Genomic DNA, 15,983 nt, shown 5'->3' with positions numbered 1-15,983 from the left:
ATTGAGGGAGCCACCCTTGGAAGGGACGACGGAGCGTCGGAAGGGGCGGGAACAGCGGACGGACGGACGGGGTTCGGCGAAAGTCGGCTGGACGCGGTTCGGCCTCGCGCCCTTGCATATTCGCCAGACGTTGGCCGCCTTGGGGATGGCAGTCGGCATCGCCTTCTCGTTCTGGCTTGTCCTGGGGGATCCGACGGGCAGGCTGCTTGCGATCTCCATGAGCTTTCTGTCCGGCACGCTTGCGGCCTGGGTGCTGACCGGGGGCGATCTTGCCCGCCTTTCCGGCCGGCAGCGTGCGCTCGACAGCGAGGTTCATACGCTGCGCCGGGAGCGTGAAGTGCTGGAGGATCGCCTCTGGGAACTCAAGGAATCGGACGAACGCCATCGCAGCGTGCTGGATTCTTTGGGCGACGTGATTATCCGCCGTGGCGAGGGCGGAGATGTCACCTATGTCAACGACGCCGCGGCGAGGCTTTTTCCAAAGGATGTCGCGCCGGTGGCGGGCAGGCCGCTTGCCCTCGATATCGATGGCGAACCGGATGCCGAGGATGGCGCGTTCGGCGATATCCGCCTTGAAACGGTGGACGGTCCGCGCTGGTTTTCGCGTATCGACCTTGCGGTGCGCGACCCGATGGACGCGCGACCCCTCAAGCAGACGATCCTGCGCGACATCACCGGCCGGCGGGCGATGGAGGAAGAACTTGTCGAGGCGCGCGACATGGCGGAGGCGGCGAGCGTTGCGAAAAGCCGGTTCCTTGCCACAGTCAGCCATGAAATACGAACGCCGCTCAACGGCATTCTCGGCATGGCGGGCCTGCTTCGCGACACCCGGCAGACGCTCGAGCAGAAAAGCTACACAGATGCCCTGGTCGGTTCCGGCGAATCGTTGCTTCACCTGATCGACGAAGTGCTGGAGTTCTCGAAGGTCGAAGCCGGCCGCGTCGAGCTGGCGCAGGAACCTGTTTCCGTCTCGGGCCTTGTTGAAGGGGTTGTCGAGCTGCTTGCGCCCAAGGCTCAGGCGAAGGGTCTGGAAATTGCCGCGCGCATCGGCGCGAACGTGCCGCGAGAGATCGTCTCGGATGGGAAGCGCCTTCGCCAGGTTCTGTTCAACCTTGCCGGAAACGGCTTGAAATTCACCGAAACCGGCGGTGTCGCGATCGAAGTCTGCCGGGCGGGGCAGGACGCGGCGGACGGCGATAGGGGCATCGAACTTGAAATCCTGGTCCGCGATACGGGCGTCGGCTTCACCGAGGAACAGGCCAAGCGTCTTTTCAAGGAATTCGAGCAGATCGACCATGGCCTTGCCCGACGCTACGGCGGGACAGGCCTTGGCCTTGCGATATCGCGCCGTCTCGTAACGCTCATGGGCGGAACGATAGAGGCCGAAGCTTCGCCGGGCGCGGGCGCGACCTTCCGCGTGCGCCTGCCGGTGCGTGTGGAGCGGGACGTTCTGGAAGACGACGCGGCAATCGATCTTCCACGGCAGAAGATCGCCGTCGTCTCGAAAAGCAGGATCAGCGCGCCGCTCATCGTCGCCCGCCTGCAAGAGGCCGGAGCCGAGGCGAGCGTGGTGGCGCCGGGTAGCGCGGATTTCGAGGAGGAGATCGGCGATGCGGACCTCCTGATGGTGGATCATGCGGGATTTGCAGACGCGGGCGCCTGGCTTGCCGGGGCACGGGCTGCGGGTCTAGAAATGCCGGCCGCGGTGATCGTCAAGCCGACGGAGCGGGATCGGCTGCCGCGCCTCAACCTCGCGGGTTTCGACGCCTATCTTGTAGAGCCTGTCCGTACGTCATCGCTTTTCGGCGTGGTGACGGGCCTTCTGGACCCTGACCGGCGCTCATCCTTCTGGACCGGCGCCAATGCGCTCATCGAGGAAGAGAACGAGCAGAGCGCGGAATCATCGCGCCCGCTCCGGGTCCTGATTGCCGAGGACAACGACATCAACCGCCTTTTGACCGAAGCGCTTTTGCGAAAGTTCGGGCATGAGCCGGTCGTCGCCACGAATGGCAAGGCGGCGCTCGAGGAGGTTCAGGACGGGTCTTTCGACGTTCTTCTGGTCGATCTTCATATGCCGGAGATGGACGGGGTGGAGTTCATCGCACGCTATCGTGAATACGAAAATTCGCGTTGCTGGGACCCCGCACCGCTGATCGCCGTGACGGCCGACGTTATGCCCGACGCCCATGCCAGGGCGAGGGAGGCGGGGGCCGATGACGTGCTTACCAAGCCGCTCGACCCGGACATTTTGAAGCAGGCACTCTCGCGGGCGTCCTGACGGCTGTGCGGCACGTCACGGCAATGCGGGGGCTTTATCGGGCGCCGAATTGTCATGGTATCTTTGAAAAACTATGATGTAGAGCATGACCTGTCCGGTCGTGGGTGCGGTGATTCGCGCGCTTGCCCCTGCCGGTCGATCCAATGCGAGACGCCGAAGGTATCGGCGCGTCTTCGGGGGACGAAACGTGAAGGCCATGCCGCGATCGGGACTTCTGTCGCCGCGCACTCTGGTTCGCAGGTTCATGCCGGCCGCGGGGCCGGCGCCGATAGAACCCGGTCGTTCCGCCGCGCAGCGTTTCCGGTCGTTCGGGAGGCAGGCCGTACCGCTTGGGCGGATAGGGCCTCTGGAAGTGCGGCTTGCCCGCAGCGCCCGCGAAATCAGCAAGGCGCAGGAACTGCGCTATCACGTCTTCTACGAGGAAATGTCGGCAATCGCCGATGCCGAAACGCAGGCGCTCAGGCGCGATTTCGACCCTTTCGATGCCATCTGTGACCATCTTCTGGTCGTCGATCACGATCATACCGAGCGCGCCAAGCCGTTTGCGCGGAAAAAACCGCAGGTCGTCGGCACCTATCGCCTGCTGCGCCAGGAGGTCGCGAACCTTTATGGCGGTTTCTACACGACGGGCGAATACGATCTTCAGCCTTTGGTCGACGCGCACTCCGGCCTGCGCTTCCTGGAGCTCGGGCGGTCCTGCGTCCTCAAGCCCTACCGGAACAAGCGCACGGTCGAGCTGCTGTGGCACGGTATCTGGTCGTATGTACTCCTCAACCGGATTGACGTGATGATCGGTTGCGCGTCGATGGAGGGCACGGACCCGGATCGCCTCGCCTCGCAGCTTTCGTTCCTGCATCACTTCGCCCGCGCTCCGGAAGACTGGCGGGTGAGAGCGGTTGAGGGGCGTTACGTCGAAATGAACCGCATACGCAAGGAAGCGGTTGACCAGCGGCAGGCGCTGCGCGACCTGCCGCCGCTCATCAAGGGGTATCTGCGGCTTGGTGCCTATATCGGCGATGGAGCGGTCGTCGACCGCCAGTTCGGCACGACGGACGTTTTGATCATCCTGCCGGTCTCCGCACTGAACGAGCGTTACGTGAACTATTACGGCGCGGATGCGAGCCGTCATGCCTCCTGAGCGCTTACGTTCGCCGCGTTACGGCTGCGGGCCGTCATACCCTTCGATCACCACCAGGTCGTTCACGCCGGCGTTGCGCCTGATCTCCAGGGCTTCCGCATACTCCGGCGAGCGATAGCACTCCAGCGCCGCCTGGTAACTCGGGAACTCGATCACGACATTGCGTTGGCGCGCAGCACCCTCGACACATTCGAATTCCCCGCCGCGCACGAGGAAACGCGCCCCGTATTTTCCGAAAGCTTTCGCATTCGCCGCGACGTATTTCTTGTAGGCGTCCGGGTCCGTCACATCGACGCGGGCGATCCAATATCCTTTTGACATGGGCTTCCTTTCCGTTTTAAGCGCCCTTTAATCCGCCACAATTAACATAAAAACGGAACCAACCCGCATGGCTTGAGCAGGATGTTCGGCGGGCAGGTAATTTCGTTCGAGGGTCAATGGCACGGCGCCCCAAATCGAGGCAGCGCATAGAACCGCGGTTCGAACCTGACGAGCCGGGATCCCTCGACGTGCGCCTGAGCGCGGACGATCGGCCGGCAAAGCCCTCGAAGCCGAAGCCGCGTCGCAAGAAAACCCCGTCGTCAGGCAAGGCCCCGCCCGCGAAAGCAAGGCCGAACGCGCGGCGCAAGCGCGGCAGCGTGCGGAAGCGGCGCGGCGGAAACGGCAGCTCGCGAATCGGGCGCTTGTTCAAAAGAACCGTCTACTGGGGGCTTGTCGCCGGGCTTTGGGCCTTCATCGGCTTTGTTGGCGTGATGGGATATTACGCGGCGCATCTGCCGCCGCCCTCCGAATGGGAGGTGCCGAAGCGTCCGCCGAACGTGAAGATCGTTTCCCAGTCCGGGCAGCTTGTCGCGAACCGCGGCGATACAGGCGGCGAAGCTGTCCGGCTCGAGCAGCTTCCGGCTTATCTGCCGCAAGCCGTCATTGCGATCGAGGATCGGCGCTTCCGGTCTCATTTCGGTATCGATCCAATCGGTCTTGTCCGTGCGGTTGTCGTCAACCTTGTCGAGGGTCGCCTTGTCCAGGGCGGGTCGACGCTCACCCAGCAGCTTGCAAAGAACCTCTTCCTCGAGCCCGACCGGACGATCAGCCGGAAGATGCAGGAAGTGGTCATGGCGCTGTGGCTCGAACAGAATTTTTCCAAGGATCAGATCCTGGAGATGTATCTCAACCGGGTCTATCTGGGGGCGGGCGCCTATGGTGTGGATGCCGCCGCACGGCGTTATTTCGACAAGCCGGCGCGGTATGTCACGCTGAAGGAGGCGGCGACGCTTGCCGGCCTTCTCAAGGCGCCGTCACGCTACGCGCCGACAAACAGCCCGGACCTTGCCGAAGACAGGGCGCGAACGGTCATCCTTGCGATGAAGGATGCCGGTGTCATTTCCGACCGGGACGCCAAGGATGCAATCGCCGCATCGGCGACGGTCGTGGCGAAGTCCGTCGGCGCGAGCAACAATTATGTCGCCGACTGGGTGATGGAAGAACTGCCGAGTTTTATCGGCCAGATCGACAAGGACGTGATTGTCGACACAACGATCGATATGGACATGCAGCGCGCGGCGGAAGAGACGCTGAAGCGCAAGCTTGCCGAGCAGGGCGACAAGCTTGGCGTCTCGCAAGGCGCGGTCGTCACGCTCGACCGTAACGGCGCGGTGAAGGCGCTGGTCGGCGGGCGGGACTATTCGAAGAGCCAGTTCAACCGTGCGGTCAATGCGCACCGCCAGCCGGGATCGGCCTTCAAGCCTTTCGTCTATCTGGCTGCGCTCGAGCGCGGCCTGACGCCCGAAACGATACGCGTGGATGAGCCGGTGACGATCGGCAATTGGTCGCCCAAGAACTACTCGCGCAAGCATTATGGCGCGGTAACGCTCACCCAGGCACTCAGCTATTCGCTCAACACGGTTGCGGCCAAGCTTGCCCATGAAGTCGGCCCGAAGCGTGTCGTAGAAACCGCCCGCAGGCTTGGTATCTCCTCTCCCTTGCAGGCGAACCCGGCGATCGCGCTCGGCACGTCGGAGGTTACGCCGATTGAAATCGCGGCGGCCTATGTTCCCCTCTCCAACGGGGGATACGGCGTTGTGCCGCATGTCATCCGCCAGATCAGGACGGTCGACGGCAAGGTGCTATACGCCCGTAACGGCAGTGGGCCGGGGCGCGTGGTCAATCCGTTGATCGTCGGCCGCATGAACCGGATGATGGCGGAAACGCTGCAAACGGGCACCGGCAAGAAAGCGAGCCTAGACGGGCGGCCCGCTGGCGGCAAGACGGGCACCAGTCAGGATTTCCGCGACGGCTGGTTCATCGGATACACCAACCAGCTCACAACGGCGGTCTGGCTCGGTAACGACGATAATTCGCCGACGCGGCGCGCAACCGGCGGGTCGCTTCCGGCGGAAATCTGGAAGGAGACGATGCTTGCCGAACACCGCAACGTGCCGGTGGCGGCGCTTCCGGGCGTTTTGGAAGAGCCTGTGCGCGTGGCGGAGCCGGGTAACGGCGGCCCCGTCCCGCCTGGCAGCATCGGTGCGGAGCCGGGCCAGATCGTGAGGCCAGAACCCGGCAGAGGGCCACTCAATCTAATCAAGCGGATTTTCGGCGGATAAAGCTCGCTGCCGCCTTTAGATGGATGCCTCGCGCAGGTGCTTCCCGAACTTGTAGATCAGGAAGGCGGCGAGCCCGTTCGCGGCGATCACGGCGGCAAGCGGCACGGCCGATGAGCCGATGCTAGCGCCCACGCCAATACCGACGATGGCGGCGATGCTCATTTGCGTTACCCCGACCAATGACGAGGCCGTTCCCGCCCGGTCGGGAAAGGGCATCAGCGCGGCGGCCTGCGTTTGCGGCAGGGCGAAACCCACGCCCACCATGTAGACCATCATTGGCAAGACGACCGAAAGCGCGCTTTCAAGACCGGCGAGCACGCAGGCCAGCATGACCACGCCGCCTGCCGCCAGAAGCAGCGTACCGGCGGTTATCACCGCGCTCGAGCCGCGCGTAGCGATGCGCTGTCCGCCGATGGTGCCGAGGACATAGGCGCCCGCGCAGGCGCCGAAGGCGATGCCATAGACCGTCGGCGACAGGCCGTAGAGATCCTGCAGCACGAAGGACGAGCCGGAGATGAAGGCGAAAAGTCCGCTATAGGTGAGCGTGACGACGGCGAGATGGACGCGGAAGCCGCCATGCGTCAGGAGGCTTGCGAAGGCCCGGAAAATCGCGATCAGCGAAAGAGGTTCCTTCGTGCGGTGCTTCAGCGTTTCCGGCAGGCTGCGCCCGACAATGAGCGAAAGGCAGAGGCCGAAGGCGAGCATGACGAAGAAGATCGGCCGCCAGCCCGATATCGCGGCGATCAATCCTCCGAAGAAAGGTGCCACCGCCGGCACGAGGCCCATGATGGAACCCATGCGGGCAAGTTCGTTGCCCGCGCGCGGGCCTTCGTAAAGGTCACGCACGACCGCGCGTGCCAGCACGATGGGCGCGGATGCTCCGAGCGCCTGTACCGTTCTTGCGACGATCAGAAGCTCCACGGAGTTGGCGATGGTGCAGGCGAGGCTCGCGATCGAATAAAGCGCAAGCCCGCCGATCAGCACCGGTTTGCGGCCGTGGCGGTCGGCCAGTGGCCCGTAAACGATCTGGCCGGCGGCAAATCCGACCAGGAAGGCGGATAGCGTCAGTTGCAGGACCGGATTGGTGGTGGCAAGGTCGCTCAGGATCTCGGGCAGCGCCGGCAGATACATGTCCGTCGACAGCGGCCCCAGCGCGGTGAGTCCCGCAAGTGTGGCGGTCAGCGCCCATGTGTTCGCCTTCAGCACGTCTCGTTCCTGCTCGTTTGTATCAGCCGATGTGGTGGAGCCGGCTGCCGTTCTTCCTGAGCCAGAGCCGCGCCTCGTCGGTATGCGGCGCAAGCTTGCGGCAAAGCGCCCAGAAGCGCGGGCCGTGGTTCATCTCGATGAGATGCGCCACCTCGTGCGCCGCTACGTAATCGAGTATTTCGGCGGGAGCAAGCACGAGCCGCCAGGAAAAGGAAAGCCTGCCGTTCGACGCGCAGGAGCCCCAGCGGCTCGTCGTGTCGCGTACGGTGATGCCGGCGGGTTTCTTGGGAATTTTGGCCGCATGCCGGTCAACGGCGGCTTCAAGGTCGGCGCGCGCTTCGCGCTTCAGCCAGTCGGTCAGCTTGCGGGCAAGGTGTTCTTCCGCTCCCGGCACCCGGATTTCGGGGTCTTCGCCATCGTTCACCAATTCGACGAGGCCGCGCAGCTTGCCGGTGCGGACGATCGTGTGCTCGACCCCGCGCAGCGGGATCATCACGCCTTCGCGCAGGCCCGCCGTCTCGGGGCGTGCGCTGAGCTTTTCGGCAAGCCAGCCGCGATGGCGTTCGGCGAATTCCAGCGCGGTTTCGAACGAGCCGTTTTGCGGAACGGTCAGCACCGGCCCCCGGCTGTCCGCCGGAATACGCAGGAGATAGCGCTTCGCGCGGGCGTTGCGCGTCACGCGGACGAGAATTGCCTCGCCGCCGATATCGAGCGTGAGCGTATCTGGCAGGGGGGCTGGATTTCGTGCGAAGAACTTTCGCACGCTCAGGCGTCCGCCAGTTCGGCGAAGGATTTAGGCATGGCCCCTGTGAGCGGGTTTTTCGCCGACCAGGCGTATCTGATCGTCTCCATGCGCATGGAGCGTGCGTCGAACAGAAGGAGCCTGCCCACCAGCCCCTCGCCGATGCCGACGATCTCCTTGATCGCTTCCAGCGCCTGCAGCGAGCCTATGGTGCCGGTCAGCGCGCCGAGGATGCCGGCTTCCGCGCATGTCGGCAGCATGCCTTCCGGCGGCTGATCGGGGAAAATGCAGCGGTAGGTCGGGTTCGGCTTGCCGTCGGCGCCGGTTTCGTAAGGCTTGAGAAGGGTGAGCGAGCCGTCGAACTGGCCGACAGCACCCGTCACCAGCGGTTTTTTCGCGAAGAACGAGGCGTCGGAGGCAAGATAACGCGTGGCGAAATTGTCCGAGCCATCGACCACGAGGTCGTATCGGCCGATCAGCGCCAAGGCGTTCTCGGGCCTGAGCCTGACCGGGTGTGGCTCCACCTTCACATGCGGGTTGATGCGCGAGATCGCCTCCGCTGCGCTTGCCACCTTGGGCTCGCCAAGCTGGTCGGTATCGTGGATCACCTGCCGCTGCAGGTTGGAAAGCGACACCGTGTCGTCGTCGACGATGCCGAGCGTGCCGACGCCCGCCGCGGCCAGATATTGCAGGACGGGAGCGCCGAGCCCGCCCGCGCCGATGACAAGCACGCGCGCGGCCTTCAGCTTCTGCTGGCCGGGCCCGCCCACGTCGCGAAGCACGATATGGCGGGCGTAGCGTTCCAGTTCGGCGGGGGAAAGGGTCATAAGTGCAGCTGCTTCAGGATTTCGGGTTGCCGATCATGCGGCTGACGAGCTTCGCCGTGTAATCGACCATGGGGATGATGCGGGCGTAATTGAGACGCGTCGGGCCGATGACGCCGAGCACGCCGACGATGCGCTGCTCCGCGTCGCGATAGGGCGAGACGATAAGCGACGAACCGGAAAGCGAGAAGAGGTTGTTCTCCGAGCCGATGAAGATCCTCACCCCCTCGCCCTGTTCGGCAAGGCCCAGGAGCTGGATCAGGTCGCGCTTGGATTCCAGATCGTCGAAGAGCAGGCGGATACGCTCCAGATCGTCCGCGGCCTCGAGGTCGGCCAGCAGGTTGGACCTGCCCCGGACGATGAGCGTGCCGGCGTCGGCGGCATTGTTCGTCCAGGTGGCCACACCCGCTTCCACCAGCTTTGCGGTCAGGCGGTCAAGCTCGGCCTGACGCTCTTTCTGCTGTCGCTCCAGCTCGACGCGCGCTTCGGCAAGCGTCCGCCCACGGATAAGGTTGGTCAGGAAGTTCGAAGCTTCCACGAGGGCAGAATTCGGCAGGCCCGGCGGCAGGTCGATGATCCGGTTTTCCACCGACCCGTCCTCGGCGACCAGCACGACAAGCGCCTTCAGCGGCTCGATGCGCACAAACTCCACATGCCGCAGGCGCGCGTCCTGCTTGTGGGCGAGAACCACGCCCGCGCCGCTCGACAGGCCGGACAGCATCTGGCTCGCTTCGGTCAGGATCTGCTCGGTCGTGCGCGGCACTTTCGCGCCTTTCACCTGCACGTCGATCGCCTGGCGCTCCTCCTTTGTAAGATCGCCGACTTCCAGAAGAGCATCGACGAAGAAACGCAAACCCCCTTCGGTCGGCAGGCGCCCGGCGGAGGTGTGGGGGGCGTAAAGCAGGCCCAGATGCTCCAGATCCGACATGACATTGCGGATCGATGCCGGAGAAAGCTGAAGCGATAGCATGCGCGACAGGTTTCTCGAGCCGACCGGCTCCCCGGTGGTGAGATAGGTTTCCACGATCGAGCGGAATATTTCCCGCGACCTCTGGTCGAGATCGCTGAGGCTGACGGAAGGAACGCCAATGCTCACGGGTGAACTCGTCCTGATTGTCTGACCTCGGTTTTTCGTTTCTGGGCCGGATTTCACGCGGTCCCTTATAGATATAGGGCCGAAAGCTGATAATTTGGCAAGCGACCCTTTGACCTCAATCCGTGGACAGCGCTAAAAGGCACGATCTCCTGATCAAGTGTGGACCTTAGCACTTTGCAGCCGGAAAGGAATTTCATGCGACCGTCCAAGCGCGCAGCCGATGAAATGCGGGCCGTTACCCTCGAGCGCGGGGTGTCCAAGCATGCCGAAGGCTCCTGCCTCGTGAAGTTCGGGGATACGCATGTGCTGTGTACCGCAAGCCTGGAAGAGCGTGTGCCGCCCTGGCTGCGCGGCCAGAACCGGGGCTGGGTGACGGCGGAATATGGCATGCTGCCGCGCGCGACGGGGGATCGCATGCGCCGCGAGGCTTCCGCCGGCAAGCAGTCCGGCCGCACGCTTGAAATCCAGCGGCTGATCGGGCGCTCCCTGCGTGCCGTGGTCGACCTTAAGGCGCTTGGCGAGCGCCAGATCAGCGTCGATTGCGATGTTATCCAGGCCGATGGCGGCACGCGCACAGCGGCGATAACCGGGGCGTGGGTCGCGCTGAACGATTGCATCGCCTGGATGAAGGCGCGAGACATGATCTCGGCCCCCGTTCTCGTGGATCATGTGGCGGCTATATCCTGCGGCATTTACGAGGATGCGCCGGTGCTCGACCTCGATTACGCGGAGGATTCGGAAGCCGAGACGGATGCCAATTTCGTCATGACGGGTTCGGGCGGCATCGTCGAGGTGCAGGCGACGGCGGAAGGCAAGCCCTTTTCGGAGGATGAGTTTCAGGCCCTGCTCGGGCTCGCGCGCAAGGGTGTGGCGCGGCTTGTCGATTTGCAGAAAATGTCGATCCTTTGAAGGCGGTGTCGCGTGACGGCTGAGCGGAAACTGGAGCCCGGACGGCTGGTCCTTGCAAGCCACAACCCCGGCAAGCTGGCCGAAATCCGGGACATGCTGGCGCCTCACGGCTTCGAGGTGCTCTCCGCCGGCGATCTCGGCCTGCCGGAGCCTGAGGAAACCGGCACGACTTTCGAGGAAAACGCCGAGCTGAAGGCGCGCGCGGCGGCTGAAGCCAGCGGCCTTCCGGCACTTGCGGACGACAGCGGGTTTTGCGTTGCCGCGCTCGATGGCGCTCCGGGCGTCTATTCGGCGCGCTGGGCGGGGCCTGAGAAGGACTTTGCCCTTGCCATGCGCAATGTGGAGGAAAAGCTCCAGGCGGTGGGGGCGGCCAGCGAGGCGCAGCGGGCGGCAAGCTTCGTCGCGGTGCTGTGTCTTGCCTGGCCTGACGGCGATGTCGCGCTTTATCGCGGAGAGGTTTCGGGAACCTGCGTCTGGCCGCCGCGCGGCAGCCATGGTTTCGGTTATGATCCGATGTTCCGGCCGGAGGGCGAAACGCGCACCTTCGGCGAAATGACCCAGGCCGAGAAAAAGGCCTTGTCTCACCGCGCCCGCGCCTTTGCCCGTTTCCGGGCGTCCGCGATCGGATAGACCCATGAATATTCAGCCTGAAGGCGGCTTCGGGATCTATGTTCACTGGCCGTTTTGCGCGGCCAAGTGTCCCTATTGCGACTTCAACAGCCATGTCCGCCATGCGCCGGTGGATCAGGCGCGCTTCGCCGCCGCTTTCGAGCGGGAGCTGGAGCATTATGCCGAACTCGTCCCGGGGCGCACCGTCCAGTCGATCTTTCTCGGCGGCGGCACTCCGTCGCTGATGGAGCCGGCAACGGTCGCCCGCGTGCTCGACAAGATTTCCGCGCTCTGGCCGGTCGACCCGGATGTGGAGGTCTCGCTCGAAGCCAATCCCTCCAGCGTCGAGGCGGGGCGCTTTCGCGGCTATCGTACGGCCGGCGTCAACCGGGTGTCGCTCGGCGTGCAGGCTCTGGACGACAGGGAACTCAAATTCCTCGGGCGGCTTCACGATGTTGCCCAGGCGCGCGAGGCGATCGAGATCGCGAGAAACACCTTCCCTCGTCTCTCCTTCGATCTCATTTACGCCCGCCCCGGCCAGACGGTGGCTGCGTGGAGGCGCGAGCTTAAAAAGGCGATCAGCCTCGCCGCCGATCATCTGTCGCTTTATCAGCTTACGATCGAGCAGGGCACGCCGTTCTACCGGCTCTACATGGCGGGCAAGCTCACCCTGCCGGACAACGATCTTGCCGCCGACCTCTATGAGGCAACGCAGGAGGTTTGCGCCGCGCACGCGCTTCCCGCCTATGAGGTTTCGAACCACGCGGCACCGGGGGCGGAATGCCGGCACAATCTCGTTTACTGGCGCTACGGCGACTATGTCGGGGTCGGGCCCGGCGCCCACGGGCGCATCTCGGTCGGCGCCACGAAACGGGCGACGGCGACGGAGAAGCATCCCGAAACGTGGCTTGAACACGTGGAATCGCGCGGACACGGGCGGGTCGAGGACCTGCCCCTCGATCAGGAGGAGCAGGGGGATGAATTCCTGCTGATGGGCCTTCGTCTCGTCGAAGGTGTGGATCTCGCGCGCTTCGAAAGGCTTGCGGGCCGAAGGATCGACCCGTGGAGGCTCGACCAGCTTCTTGAGCACGGCATGGTGGAGGAATTGGGCGGACAACGGCTGAGGGTCACGCCCGCCGGTTTTCCCGTGTTGGACGCTGTTGTTGCCGATCTGGCCGCGTGATGGCGGATATCCACAGATGCCGTGACGGAATTACTCGCAATGGCTGTGCCGGATACAAGTATTCGAGCCGCTTTTGTGATTCGATTTGTCCGATAATTTGCTTTGTTCGCAGGTGCGATCTATCCTCCACCGCAGTGCCGCAAAAGTGAAGCGCCGTCGAACCGCTTGATGCATCACTGGAATCGCCGGGCTGTGGACAATGCTACGACAGTCGGTATTGAGGATAGTGCTTCGATCCGCTTAATCTTTTGCGATGCAAAAGTCCCGCCGGTTTTTCCGGTTGCTGGATGAAAGGTCGGATCAGGTGCCTTACTATCAGCTTTACGAACTCAATCACGCGGCCATGAGCCCGATGCGGGCGGCGGCGGACATGACGCGGCTCTACTTCCAGAACCCGCTCAACCCGCTTTCCCACACCACCTACGGGCGTTCCGTCGCGGCGGCCTGCGAAGTTTTCGAGCGCACGACCCGGCGGTATGGCAAGCCGGAGTTCGGGCTGCACGAAACGACGGTCGGCGGCATGCGCGTGCCGGTTCGCGAAAAGGTGGTCTGGCAGCGGCCCTTCTGCAATCTGATCCATTTCGAACGCGGCCCCGGGGATGCGAGAGCCCGCGCGCGGCGCGGCAGCGATCCGCGCATTCTCATTGTCGCGCCCATGTCCGGCCACTATGCCACGCTTCTTCGCGGCACGGTGGAGGCCATGCTGCCGCGCGCGGATGTCTATATCACCGACTGGATCGACGCGCGCATGGTGCCTCTTTCCGAGGGCGGTTTCGATCTCGACGACTATATCGACTACATCATCTCCATCCTGCATTTCCTGGGTGAGGACACGCATGTCATTGGTGTGTGCCAGCCGTCGGTGCCCGTTCTTTCGGCTGTGGCGCTCATGGAGGCGAAAGACGATCCCTACGCACCGTCGACCATGACGCTGATGGGCGGGCCAATCGACACGAGGATCAATCCGACGGCGGTCAACGATCTGGCCGAGGACAAGGGGATCGACTGGTTCGAGCGCAATGTCATCATGCAGGTGCCCTTCCCGCATCCCGGTTTCATGCGCGATGTCTACCCGGGCTTCCTGCAGCTTTCCGGCTTCATGAGCATGAACCTCGACCGACACATGATCGCCCATAGGGACTTCTTCCAGCACCTCGTGGAAAACGACGGCGACAGCGCGGAAAAGCACCGCGAATTCTATGACGAATATCTCGCCGTCATGGACCTTTCGGGAGAGTTCTACCTTCAGACCGTGGAAACGGTTTTCATTCGTCACTCCCTGCCGAAGGACGAGATGATGCATCGCGACGAGCCGGTGGAATGCGGCGCGATCCGCAAAACCGCGCTCCTGACCATCGAGGGCGAAAAGGACGACATCACCGGTCGGGGCCAGACGAAGGCGGCGCACAAGCTTTGCGTCAATCTTCCCGATGACAAGAAGGCTCACTACGAGCAGCCGTCGGTCGGACACTACGGCGTGTTCAACGGCTCGCGCTTCCGGGCGGAAATCGCCCCGCGCATTCTCGATTTCATCGCCTCCAACAGGACGCGCAACGTGACGGTGACGACGGGTGCGGCAAGTGGCGGAACGGCCGCCGTCAAGCCGGCGGTTGCCGTGCCCGCCCCGGCGGCGCAGGCAGAGGCGCCAGTGACCGCCATGCCGGACCCGCTGGACAAGATTCTGCTCGCCAGGCCCGAAGGCGCGGTTGATGATCTGAAGCGGATTTCAGGCGTCGGGCCGAAGCTTGAAAAAATGCTCAATGAGGCGGGTATTTTTCATTACTGGCAGATTGCCCAGCTTACCGACGCGCAGATCGCGGTTCTTGACGACAAGCTGGAGTTTCGTGGGCGCATCGCCCGCGACAACTGGATAGACCAGGCGAAAAAACTCGGCAATTCCGTGACATCGTAAGCTATCTGCGGAACGTCCGGTCAAAGCGGCGGAGCGTCTCGGCTTCGCCGTTTTTCGTTTCCGGTGACGTTGGGAAAATAAGGTTCCGGTCGCGTTCATCTTGAATATCGCCCCTCATGCGCCCACCTTTTAAGAGCAACGGGTGAAGAGGGAGTCGTCATGACAAGTTGTTCCGCGATCAGACCGGGCTGGAATCCGATGACAATCGGCCTGATGGTGCTCGGCTTCATCGTCTTTTGGCCGCTTGGCCTGGCAATGCTTGCCTATATCGTCTGGGGCGACCGTTTCGGAGAAATGGCGCGCGATGCTCGTGATCAGTGGCGCTCGGGTGCGTGGCACGGGCCATCGGGCGGCGGCCACGGCTTCGGCCGCACGGGAAATGCGGCGTTCGACGAATATCGCGAGCGTGAGCTGAAGCGGCTTGAGGAAGAGCGCGCCCGGCTGGACCGCATGCGTGCGGAGTTCGACGAATTCCTGCGTGAATTGCGCCGCGCGCGCGATCAGGAGGAATTCGACCGCTTCATGGCAAATCGCGGTCGTGGCCCCCGGCCGGAAGCGGAAGCCTGAACAAGCTGAAGCCCGCGCTTTCCCTTCAGGCGATCACGCCTGGAGGGTAGGAAATCGCGTCAGGATCAAGCTTCCAACATGAAAAAAGCCGCGGGTCGTTTCCGCGGCTTTTTTCATTGTCGCAAACTTGCTGCCTGTCAGTTCGGCATCGGCTGCTGCGGGGCTCCGCCTTCGCCGGCGCCGGCCGCTTGCTGCTGTTGCAGGTTCTGGCGGTAGAGGGCGGCAAAATCGATCGGATCCAGCATCAGCGGCGGGAAGCCGCCGTTTCGCGTCGCCTCGGCCAGTATGTTGCGAGCGAACGGGAAGATGATGCGCGGCGCCTCGATCATCACGAAGGGATGAAGGTGCTCCTGCGGCACGCCGGAAACCTTGATAAGGCCGGCGTAGACGAGTTCCACAACGAACAGCGCCATGGCGTCGTTGTTGGCCTTCGCGTTCAGCGTCAGCACCACTTCGAACTGGTTGTCGTTGAAGGGCGTCGCATTGACGTTCACGTTGATGTCGAGCTTGGGCTGGCCCTGCGGCTGCAGCGAGCGCGGCGAATTCGGATTTTCGAAGGAAAGATCCTTGATGTACTGCGCGATGATCGAAAGGCCCGGCTGAGCCTCACCGGTCGTCTGCCCTTCTCCGCCCTGCGGAGCGCCACCGGCCGGTGCGGCGGCGTCGTTGGTATCCGTCATGTCGTATCGTCCTGGTTCCAAGTGCCTGGGGCCGCGCGCCGGCGAGGCATTTATGCATCGCAAGACGGCGGCTTCGGCCCGGTGGGCCAAACTGTCGAGCGCTGGCTAACATGTAGGGTGCCCGCGGCACAAGGTATTTAGGGATCACATTGCGGCAAAACCGCCGGTTTGCGGGATTCCGCCTCGCGCCACTGGCGTGGAGGCTGGCGGACAATTAAAGTGCAAGGCATTGATCG

14 protein-coding genes are annotated in these 15,983 nt (G+C 63.5%); 8 read left to right on the top strand and 6 right to left on the bottom strand.

Going from position 1 to position 15,983, the window contains the following annotated elements; all coding sequences use genetic code 11:
- The first annotated feature begins 16 nt into the window (after nucleotides 1-16).
- Together HPQ64_RS03510 and olsB are read left to right on the top strand one after the other, a co-directional pair.
- Entirely contained in the window at nucleotides 17-2,278 is a 2,262-nt protein-coding gene (locus HPQ64_RS03510) for a PAS domain-containing hybrid sensor histidine kinase/response regulator (protein ID WP_172886986.1), read from the top strand.
- Nucleotides 2,279-2,474: 196 nt separating this feature from the next.
- Nucleotides 2,475-3,416 carry a l-ornithine N(alpha)-acyltransferase gene (gene olsB, locus HPQ64_RS03505; RefSeq protein ID WP_172886985.1) on the top strand — a complete coding sequence of 314 codons (942 nt, stop codon included), beginning with the start codon at nucleotides 2,475-2,477 and terminating at the stop codon, nucleotides 3,414-3,416.
- An 18-nt stretch (nucleotides 3,417-3,434) separates the two neighbouring features.
- On the opposite strand, the gene HPQ64_RS03500 is transcribed toward olsB, so the two are convergent.
- A complete protein-coding gene (locus tag HPQ64_RS03500) occupies nucleotides 3,435-3,737 on the bottom strand; it encodes a DUF1330 domain-containing protein (protein WP_172886984.1) in 303 nt (100 codons plus the stop codon).
- Nucleotides 3,738-4,099: 362 nt separating this feature from the next.
- Here HPQ64_RS03500 and HPQ64_RS03495 point away from each other — a divergent pair, with 362 nt between their 5' ends.
- Nucleotides 4,100-6,019, top strand: a complete 1,920-nt coding sequence (locus HPQ64_RS03495) for a transglycosylase domain-containing protein (protein WP_425483791.1) — start codon at nucleotides 4,100-4,102, stop codon at nucleotides 6,017-6,019.
- Between the two features lie 15 nt (nucleotides 6,020-6,034).
- On the opposite strand, the gene HPQ64_RS03490 is transcribed toward HPQ64_RS03495, so the two are convergent.
- Genes HPQ64_RS03490 through hrcA form a run of 4 tightly spaced genes read right to left on the bottom strand, consistent with a single transcriptional unit; the run spans nucleotide 6,035 to nucleotide 9,887 of the window.
- Nucleotides 6,035-7,225, bottom strand: coding sequence for a Bcr/CflA family efflux MFS transporter (locus HPQ64_RS03490; RefSeq protein WP_172886982.1), 1,191 nt, complete (start codon nucleotides 7,223-7,225; stop codon nucleotides 6,035-6,037).
- 22 nt (nucleotides 7,226-7,247) lie between these two features.
- A complete protein-coding gene (locus HPQ64_RS03485; RefSeq protein WP_343035901.1) occupies nucleotides 7,248-7,988 on the bottom strand; it encodes a M48 family metallopeptidase in 741 nt (246 codons plus the stop codon).
- A 2-nt stretch (nucleotides 7,989-7,990) separates the two neighbouring features.
- Nucleotides 7,991-8,794, bottom strand: a complete 804-nt coding sequence (locus HPQ64_RS03480) for a molybdopterin-synthase adenylyltransferase MoeB (RefSeq protein ID WP_172886981.1) — start codon at nucleotides 8,792-8,794, stop codon at nucleotides 7,991-7,993.
- 13 nt (nucleotides 8,795-8,807) lie between these two features.
- Nucleotides 8,808-9,887 carry a heat-inducible transcriptional repressor HrcA gene (gene hrcA, locus HPQ64_RS03475; protein WP_343035900.1) on the bottom strand — a complete coding sequence of 360 codons (1,080 nt, stop codon included), beginning with the start codon at nucleotides 9,885-9,887 and terminating at the stop codon, nucleotides 8,808-8,810.
- Nucleotides 9,888-10,082: 195 nt separating this feature from the next.
- Between hrcA and rph the strand changes: the two genes are divergently transcribed.
- From rph to HPQ64_RS03450, 5 genes are all read left to right on the top strand, one after another.
- Nucleotides 10,083-10,796, top strand: a complete 714-nt coding sequence (gene rph, locus HPQ64_RS03470; RefSeq protein ID WP_172886980.1) for a ribonuclease PH — start codon at nucleotides 10,083-10,085, stop codon at nucleotides 10,794-10,796.
- A gap of 12 nt (nucleotides 10,797-10,808) precedes the next feature.
- Nucleotides 10,809-11,426 carry an RdgB/HAM1 family non-canonical purine NTP pyrophosphatase gene (gene rdgB, locus HPQ64_RS03465; RefSeq protein WP_172886979.1) on the top strand — a complete coding sequence of 206 codons (618 nt, stop codon included), beginning with the start codon at nucleotides 10,809-10,811 and terminating at the stop codon, nucleotides 11,424-11,426.
- A gap of 4 nt (nucleotides 11,427-11,430) precedes the next feature.
- Nucleotides 11,431-12,588, top strand: coding sequence for a radical SAM family heme chaperone HemW (gene hemW / locus HPQ64_RS03460; RefSeq protein ID WP_172886978.1), 1,158 nt, complete (start codon nucleotides 11,431-11,433; stop codon nucleotides 12,586-12,588).
- Between the two features lie 343 nt (nucleotides 12,589-12,931).
- The gene (gene phaZ / locus HPQ64_RS03455) at nucleotides 12,932-14,500 is read left to right on the top strand and encodes a polyhydroxyalkanoate depolymerase (RefSeq protein WP_246270491.1); all 1,569 of its coding nucleotides are present in this window, start codon (nucleotides 12,932-12,934) and stop codon (nucleotides 14,498-14,500) included.
- A gap of 159 nt (nucleotides 14,501-14,659) precedes the next feature.
- Nucleotides 14,660-15,067, top strand: a complete 408-nt coding sequence (locus HPQ64_RS03450) for a DUF2852 domain-containing protein (protein ID WP_172886976.1) — start codon at nucleotides 14,660-14,662, stop codon at nucleotides 15,065-15,067.
- Nucleotides 15,068-15,204: 137 nt separating this feature from the next.
- Here the strand turns inward: HPQ64_RS03450 and secB are convergent, their stop codons facing one another.
- Nucleotides 15,205-15,747, bottom strand: a complete 543-nt coding sequence (secB, locus tag HPQ64_RS03445) for a protein-export chaperone SecB (protein WP_172886975.1) — start codon at nucleotides 15,745-15,747, stop codon at nucleotides 15,205-15,207.
- Nucleotides 15,748-15,983 lie beyond the last annotated feature (236 nt).

The sequence above is a fragment of the Hongsoonwoonella zoysiae genome (assembly GCF_013266695.1).
Taxonomy (GTDB): Bacteria; Pseudomonadota; Alphaproteobacteria; order Rhizobiales; family Stappiaceae; genus Hongsoonwoonella; species Hongsoonwoonella zoysiae.
The sequence above is the reverse complement of the archived record's forward strand: the minus strand, read 5'-3'. Positions and strand labels throughout refer to the sequence as shown.

Coding starts and splice junctions, on each gene's coding strand:
- olsB (WP_172886985.1), top strand. CDS start 2,475: ATGCCGCGATCGGGACTTCTGTCGCCGCGCACTCTGGTTCGCAGGTTC.
- phaZ (WP_246270491.1), top strand. CDS start 12,932: ATGAGCCCGATGCGGGCGGCGGCGGACATGACGCGGCTCTACTTCCAG.
- hemW (WP_172886978.1), top strand. CDS start 11,431: ATGAATATTCAGCCTGAAGGCGGCTTCGGGATCTATGTTCACTGGCCG.
- rph (WP_172886980.1), top strand. CDS start 10,083: ATGCGACCGTCCAAGCGCGCAGCCGATGAAATGCGGGCCGTTACCCTC.
- HPQ64_RS03500 (WP_172886984.1), bottom strand. CDS start 3,737: ATGTCAAAAGGATATTGGATCGCCCGCGTCGATGTGACGGACCCGGAC.
- HPQ64_RS03450 (WP_172886976.1), top strand. CDS start 14,660: ATGACAAGTTGTTCCGCGATCAGACCGGGCTGGAATCCGATGACAATC.
- secB (WP_172886975.1), bottom strand. CDS start 15,747: ATGACGGATACCAACGACGCCGCCGCACCGGCCGGTGGCGCTCCGCAG.
- HPQ64_RS03480 (WP_172886981.1), bottom strand. CDS start 8,794: ATGACCCTTTCCCCCGCCGAACTGGAACGCTACGCCCGCCATATCGTG.